General features: G+C 55.3%; 8 protein-coding genes. All 8 read right to left on the bottom strand.

Translation table 11 applies throughout. The features are described from left to right. On the bottom strand, positions 1 to 1,129 hold a 1,129-nt coding region (locus tag ACXJ5O_RS15625), incomplete at its 3' end, for a MutS N-terminal domain-containing protein (protein ID WP_457300686.1). 184 nt (positions 1,130 to 1,313) lie between these two features. Next, on the bottom strand, positions 1,314 to 2,204 hold the full coding sequence (gene olsB, locus ACXJ5O_RS15620) for a l-ornithine N(alpha)-acyltransferase (RefSeq protein WP_457300685.1): 891 nt from the start codon (positions 2,202 to 2,204) through the stop codon (positions 1,314 to 1,316). Between the two features lie 108 nt (positions 2,205 to 2,312). After that, positions 2,313 to 2,816, bottom strand: coding sequence for a signal peptidase II (gene lspA, locus ACXJ5O_RS15615; protein ID WP_112525537.1), 504 nt, complete (start codon positions 2,814 to 2,816; stop codon positions 2,313 to 2,315). Between the two features lie 12 nt (positions 2,817 to 2,828). After that, positions 2,829 to 3,698: a TrmH family RNA methyltransferase gene (locus tag ACXJ5O_RS15610; protein WP_457300684.1), complete on the bottom strand. Its 870-nt coding sequence runs from the start codon at positions 3,696 to 3,698 to the stop codon at positions 2,829 to 2,831. Continuing rightward, entirely contained in the window at positions 3,698 to 4,801 is a 1,104-nt protein-coding gene (locus ACXJ5O_RS15605; RefSeq protein WP_457300683.1) for a class I SAM-dependent methyltransferase, read from the bottom strand. The genes ACXJ5O_RS15610 and ACXJ5O_RS15605 overlap by 1 nt, the downstream gene beginning before the upstream one ends. Before the next feature lie 68 nt (positions 4,802 to 4,869). Beyond that, positions 4,870 to 5,844 (bottom strand): bifunctional Delta(1)-pyrroline-2-carboxylate/Delta(1)-piperideine-2-carboxylate reductase, encoded by a 975-nt coding sequence (gene lhpI, locus ACXJ5O_RS15600; protein ID WP_457300682.1) that lies wholly within the window; start codon positions 5,842 to 5,844, stop codon positions 4,870 to 4,872. A gap of 20 nt (positions 5,845 to 5,864) precedes the next feature. After that, complete coding sequence (locus ACXJ5O_RS15595) at positions 5,865 to 6,197, bottom strand: lipopolysaccharide assembly protein LapA domain-containing protein (RefSeq protein ID WP_112525531.1); 333 nt, start codon at positions 6,195 to 6,197, stop codon at positions 5,865 to 5,867. Positions 6,198 to 6,239: 42 nt separating this feature from the next. Continuing rightward, positions 6,240 to 6,524: an integration host factor subunit beta gene (locus tag ACXJ5O_RS15590; protein WP_106662485.1), complete on the bottom strand. Its 285-nt coding sequence runs from the start codon at positions 6,522 to 6,524 to the stop codon at positions 6,240 to 6,242. Between the last annotated feature and the right edge of the window lie 79 nt (positions 6,525 to 6,603).

The raw sequence follows: 6,603 nt of genomic DNA, 5'->3' as shown, positions 1-6,603 counted from the left end.
CTTCAAGACCGCGGGCGAGTGCACCCAGATCGCGCGGACCGCCGCGACCGACTGCGAGCCGTGACAGGGCGCGGGGCATATCGGGTACGCTTTTCAGCGCTTCGCGCGCCAAATCTGCAAGCGGTTGGCGAAGGAGGAGAAACGAGATCGAATCCAGTCGTTCCGCAATCGCTGCCGGGTCAGTCAGAGGTGAGGTCAACCGTTCCGCCAGGAGCCGCGCCCCGCTACCTGTCACCGTTCTGTCGATCGCTCGCAGCAGACTTCCTTCGCGCTTGCCGGAAAGCGTGCGCAGAAGTTCAAGATTGGCACGGGTTGCTGGGTCGATGAATAGCGAGGAACCTTCGGACTCCCGTTCTGGCCGCATCAGCGGCGGCCGTTCGGCAATCTGTGTCTTTTCGACATAGGCGATAGCACCGGAAATGGCTGAAAGCTCGGCACGCGAGAATTGGCCAAACCCATCCAGCGTGCTGACGTCAAAATAGCGCTGGATACGGCTTTCTGCCGTGGCGCTGTCAAATAAACTGGGTGGCTGCGGACCAACGGCCCGGCCGATGACATCGAAGACCGGGCGCAGATCCGGATCATGAAATACCGTATCTGCGACAATCAATTCGCGTGGATCCACACGCAAAATGTCCGCGAGCAACCGGCCAGGATCGGTTTCGCTGACGCGGAATGTGCCGGTTGATATGTCAATCCAGGCCAGCGCAAAATGACCTTTATCCGAGCCCTTTACGCGGCCGAGCGTCATCAAATAATTGGCTTCGGATGGGTCGAGCAGTTTTTCTTCGGTAATTGTGCCGGGCGTCACCAATCGAACGACATCACGTTTGACGACGGACTTCGCGCCACGTTTCCTGGCCTCCGCAGGGTCTTCGATCTGTTCGCATACAGCAACGCGAAAGCCACGCGCGATCAGCTTCTGCAGATAATCGTCGGCGGCGTGGATCGGTACGCCGCACATGGGAATATCGTCGCCCAAATGCTTTCCGCGCTTCGTCAGCGTGATGCCGAGTGCGCGCGACGCCTCGACCGCATCATCGAAAAACAATTCATAGAAATCGCCCATACGATAGAACAAGAGACTATCGGGGTTCGTCGCCTTGATTTCGATATACTGCTCCATCATCGGCGTGGGACGCGCCAATATGTCAGTGTCGTAAGGGGACGGTTCGATGATGGCTGCCAGTTCGGCCAAGACGCTCTCCTGATTTCGATCAGGAGCAATCTATTCGCTAACGGGAAATTTACACACCTCTTCCGAGTTCATCCATGGCTTTTCTCCACAGATGATCGGTCCAAGTCGAAGGTCTCTAGACGAAGCGCTTCGCTTCAGCAGCGTAATGGCTGACATAGCGTTCCGAAATACGGCTGACCGGCAGAATAATGAAGACATCGGTTGTACCAAAGTCATGGTCGACCACGGCGCCATCGCCAATCATCGCGCCAAGCCTCAAATAGCCCTTGATCAACGGCGGCATGGCGAAGAGGGCAACTTTTGGATTGATCGCTTCATTCGGAACGAGGTCCATCGCATGGTAAAGCGCGGGCAATGCGCGAACGTCCCAGTCGGGTGTCGCACGGCAATTATGCTGCAGGAAGGACAAAGGCAGTGCGTGCGCGGCAGGAACCGCTCCCTGGAAGGATGCACAACCGAACATCACGCCAATCGAGTGATGGCGGCAATAAGTCCAGATACCTTGCCAGAGCAATTCGACTGTCCGCTTTGACCTGTATTCCGGGAGGACACAGGAACGGCCGAGTTCAAGAAAGCGCAATTCCGGCTTGGCGGCAACAAGGCGTTCGATCGAAAATTCGCTGGCTGAATAGAAACCGCCGGTTTCGAAAGCTTTTTCGGAGCGCAGCAGACGATAGGTGCCTACAATCTGCTTGTGTTTTGGGCCGKCTATGGAGGTGTCATAGACAAGAAGATGATCGCAAAAGGGATCGAAACGGTCTGCATCGCGCTGCTCCATCGTGGCAGAACCTTTGGCACCCAATTCGTCAAAAAAAACCTTGAAACGCAATTGTTGTGACGAAGCGATTTCATCTTCCGTTTGCGCGAGGCAAACCTCCATCGTGCCGATGCGGCCAAGCACCGACGCAAGGTGTGGCGCCGTAAACGGCGAGGGAGTTGAATCAACGTGCGACATCACGCGTTGATCTTTAGTGATTGAAGCCGGTTCAAGCAAGGCGATGGTCATATCGATTTGGCTCATCCAGGAGATTTATCGGTATTCGTTCGTTCGTTGAATACAACAATTGGATGACGGCTACATGACGTGATAATGGGCTAATTACCCAGTTTCGCTTCAATTTTTGCCGGTTTGCCCGCCGCCCGTCCGCCGGTCGCGTAACCAGACAAAAATTTCCTCGATTACGACCAATGCTGCGCCAACCGATATGTAAGCGTCAGCGAGATTGAAGACGGCAAACGACCATGACGGCAGGTGGAAAAGAAAATAATCTATGACATACCCATGCAGGATGCGGTCGATGAGATTGCCGATCGCACCACCAATGATAAGGGCAAAACCAAACCGTGAAATCCAGCGCGTGGACGCCGTGCTCCACCACAGATAACTGACAAAACAAATGACGATGATCGTCAGGGCTATGAGCGCTGTATCTCCGAACCCGCTTAACATCGAAAAGGCGATCCCATCATTGTGCACGCGAAACAACGCGAAAAAAGGCAAGAGATCGATTTGCTGCTGGTAGTCCATGCCAGTCTCGATGAGATACTTGACGATCTGATCACTGACCGTGGCGAAGGCGATGATGGCCAGAAGACTATAGAATGCTTTGCTTTTCATAAATCCATTTTCTCAAACGTCAGGGGCAAGTTTCAATGCGTCGCGCCGGATCTCGAACAACATGACGCCAGTCGCAATGGCGAGATTGAGCGAATCGGCACGGCCCTCCTGCGGAATACGCGCGAGCTTGTCGCACGATGAAGCCAATTGATCCGGCAAGCCTTGTTGCTCGTTCCCCATCAATAAAACGACCGGTTTATTGGCATAGGGGATCGTTCGATAATCGATGGCACCTTTCAGGTGCGTTCCGACAACTAGCCCAGAGAAACCTTTTCGCCAGGAAAGAAACTCGGCTTCAGTCGCACGTATGACAGGCATTGCAAAAACCGAACCCATCGTGGCTCGGATCGTTTCCAGCGAGAACGGATCAGTGGTATCCCCAATGAGAATGATGCCTTTTGCGCCTGCTGCGTCCGCGGTTCGAATAATCGTCCCGAGATTGCCGGGATCACGCACGCGGTCGAGTGCCACATAGACCTCATTGGCTTGCGGTTTGATCGCTAGCAAGGATTGCACCTTCTGTTCGAAAACACCGACGACCATTTGCGGGTTATCGCGACGCGTTATGGCCGCAATGACTTTTTCGCTGACCTCAAGAACATCACCACCCTTGGCGATCGTGCGCGYGGCAACGGGCTCGACCAGCGAATTGTCCTTGCCTGCCTTTGAGTAAACCAGGGTTTTGATGATCCAGCCGAGGTCAAGGGCATCGATGACGAGTTTCAGTCCTTCGGCGAGGAAAACACCTTGCTGGTCACGGAATTTTTTGATCGCCAGCGCACGCAAATCCTTGACGATCGGATTGGTCAGGCTGGTGACCTCCTTGACCCTGCCAGGGCGAACCAGTCCGTTGCCGCGCCGGTGATCATCCTGTTTGGTCATCAAGCGCTCCAGCGGCTGAAAAGAGAGGTGGAAAGGGCACGATCGGATGAACGTTCCCGCAGGATAAGTTCGCCTGACTCAACCTTTCCTCCAAGCCCGGTAAAAGCATCGCGCATCAACTCGTGGATCGCAAAAAACGAAGCGCGGATCGAATAGGCGGTCAGAACGACTGCGAGTGGATTTGGCGTGAGGATCGAGCGACAAAGGTCGACCATGTCTGGCAAGTTGTCGAACAGCTGCCACACTTCACCATTGGGTCCACGTCCATAGGCGGGCGGGTCAAGAAGAATGATGTCGTAGCCACTACCGCGCCGCTCTTCGCGTGCGACGAATTTCATTGCGTCTTCGCATATCCAGCGAATGGGTTTGCTGGATAGCCCTGCCATCTCCTGATTTTCCCGCGCCCAGACGATGGCTTTCTTCGAAGCGTCAACATGCGTTACCTCGGCTCCCGCTCGCGCAGCAACAAGGGATGCGACTCCTGTGTAACCGAAGAGATTAAGCACCTTGACCGGGCGTTTGGCGTTGCGGATCAGCTGGTCCATGTGTGACCAATGCGTGCCTTGTTCAGGAAAAACGCCGACGTGCCGGAACGACGTGAAGCGTCCGAAAAACGGGATGCCGTCAAAGGCAAGCGGCCAGGTCTCGCCGAGCGGAACTTTAGGAAAATGCCAGCGTCCGACGCCCTCCTCATCCGTATTGCCGGTGAATATCGCATCGGCCTTGTCCCACTCCGTTCTCTCCCAGGCAGGTAGCCAGATCGCCTGACCTTCTGGGCGGACGATGCGGTAGGGGCCGTATTGTTCCAGCTTGAGGCCATTGCCGCTGTCAAGCAGGGCATAGTCGTCGGAAGGCGAGGTTTCGAGGATGAGGCCGGTTCGTTCCTGAGGGCGTACGCCGGTACGGCGAGTCAAAACGCGCTTTGGAGCCGCTTCCGAACGAGGCGAGGACTTTTGCTGAGAATCGATATCGGTGGCGCGGGGTGCTTTGGCAAATTGCGGCCGCGGCTTCACTGCGGTTTGCCGATGCGCTGCTCCTTTCGGAGCGCTGGCTTTCGGGCCGAGCCCCTTTGCCTTCCTGATTTTTCCGCCGGACGATTTCAAGCCGTGCACCCTCGCAGTTGATTGGATGTTTCCTATGTCAAGAGGAGGGAAGGCGAAAGCAAAAACGTTCAGGCGGAAGCCGAGATCGCTCTTTCATAGATCAAAATGCCCGCCGCAAGGTCTTCCAGAGCGGCGCCAACCGATTTGAACAGCGTGATTTCGTTGGGGGATTGGCGCCCCTTGATCGTGCCGCGCGTCAGGTCAAAAAGATCGCCGATGACATGGCTTTCGTTGACGACGCCCGCCTTGATCGGTTGCACGATATCACCACCCTCTTTCAGTGCACCGTCCTTGGTATCAACAAAAACGCGCGCGCGTTTGACGCATTCGTCGTCGCTTTCGCGCATCGAAGGCGTGAATGCTCCAATCAGATCCACATGGGCGCCGGGTTTCAAATGTTTGCCAAGGATCAATGGTTCAGTCGAAAGCGTACCCGCAGTTATAATGTCGGCTTCGGCGATTGCCTCATCCTTGTAGTTCACAGCCTTGGCGTTGAAGCCATCCGCAGCGAGTTCTGCAGCTACTTTCTCAGCACCGGCAAAGTTGCGGTTCCAGATGGAAATTTTCGTGATGGGACGGATGGCACTGTGCGCGCGTGCAAGAAAGCTGGAAAGCGCGCCGGCTCCGAGCACGACGAGATTGGACGCATCTTCACGAGCCAGATACCGGGCTGCGAGCGCCGATGCGCCAGCAGTGCGCCACAGGGTAAGCCGCTGTCCGTCAATGAGTGCCTGGGGTTCGCCGGTCTTGCCGTCAAGCAAAAGATACACACCCATGACAGCTGGTTTCGAAATAGCGCCGTTGTCGGGGGACACCGTAACGATCTTCACGCCCATATAGCCTTTTGAGGAATCCCCCAAGGCATTGAAGTCGGACCAGGCAGGCATCAGCAGCATCGTGGAAGCGGCGCCATCCGGGCGATCGACGGTGTGATGATGGCGCACAGGCTGAATCACTCCCTGACGGAAAGCCTGTTCGAGTGCGTCGATCATATCCTGCCACTTCAATAGCCCGTCGACCTCGGCCGGGGAGATCAGTTTCATTTCATATCCTTGACGGTTGTTTAATGGAGTGAAGGAAGGTTTGGCGTAGACGGTGTCTCGGCCGACGCTTTGCGGGCTTCCTTGCGTAGTAACTCCGCTTCGAGCTTGCGCTGACGAGCGAGTTTTCGATGTTTCCCCTGATTATACCAAGTTGCCAAGCTCCCGAGGATCAAACCGAGAATCAGGGAGGCAAACAACCAGACGAAAAGCGGTGCAGAGTAGGAGAGGGCAGGATTGCCTGGGTTAAAAGGATCGATTGTGAACGATATCGCCTCGCGATTTGCTACTGACAGGGCAATCAGAATGACGGCAAGCGGTACCAGAATGAGGACAATGACGATGCGATTGATCATATTTCTCTCCTGCAACGCTTCTGATGCTTGAGGGACGCGCCCCTAGCCGTTGCCATTCAGCCTGTCGCGCAATTCTTTGCCGGTTTTGAAGAAGGGAACCCATTTTTCCTCAACGTCGACGCTTTCGCCGGTGCGCGGGTTACGTCCGCTGCGCGCTGGGCGGTTCTTGACGGAAAATGCGCCGAAGCCACGCAGCTCGACCCGATTGCCCTCGGCCAGCGCATCGGTGATCTCGTCAAAGATGGCGCCGACGATGTTTTCCACATCACGCTGAAACAAATGCGGATTGCGGTTAGCAATGATCTGCACGAGCTCTGATTTGATCACAGCGAAATCCCTTCCGGTTCAAGATCAGGAGGACAAGGTCAAAAAGCACTAACCTGAATACTATGTCACTGATCTTATG

It is taken from the genome of Phyllobacterium sp. P5_D12 (genome assembly GCF_054049495.1).
The sequence above is the reverse complement of the archived record's forward strand: the minus strand, read 5'-3'. Positions and strand labels throughout refer to the sequence as shown.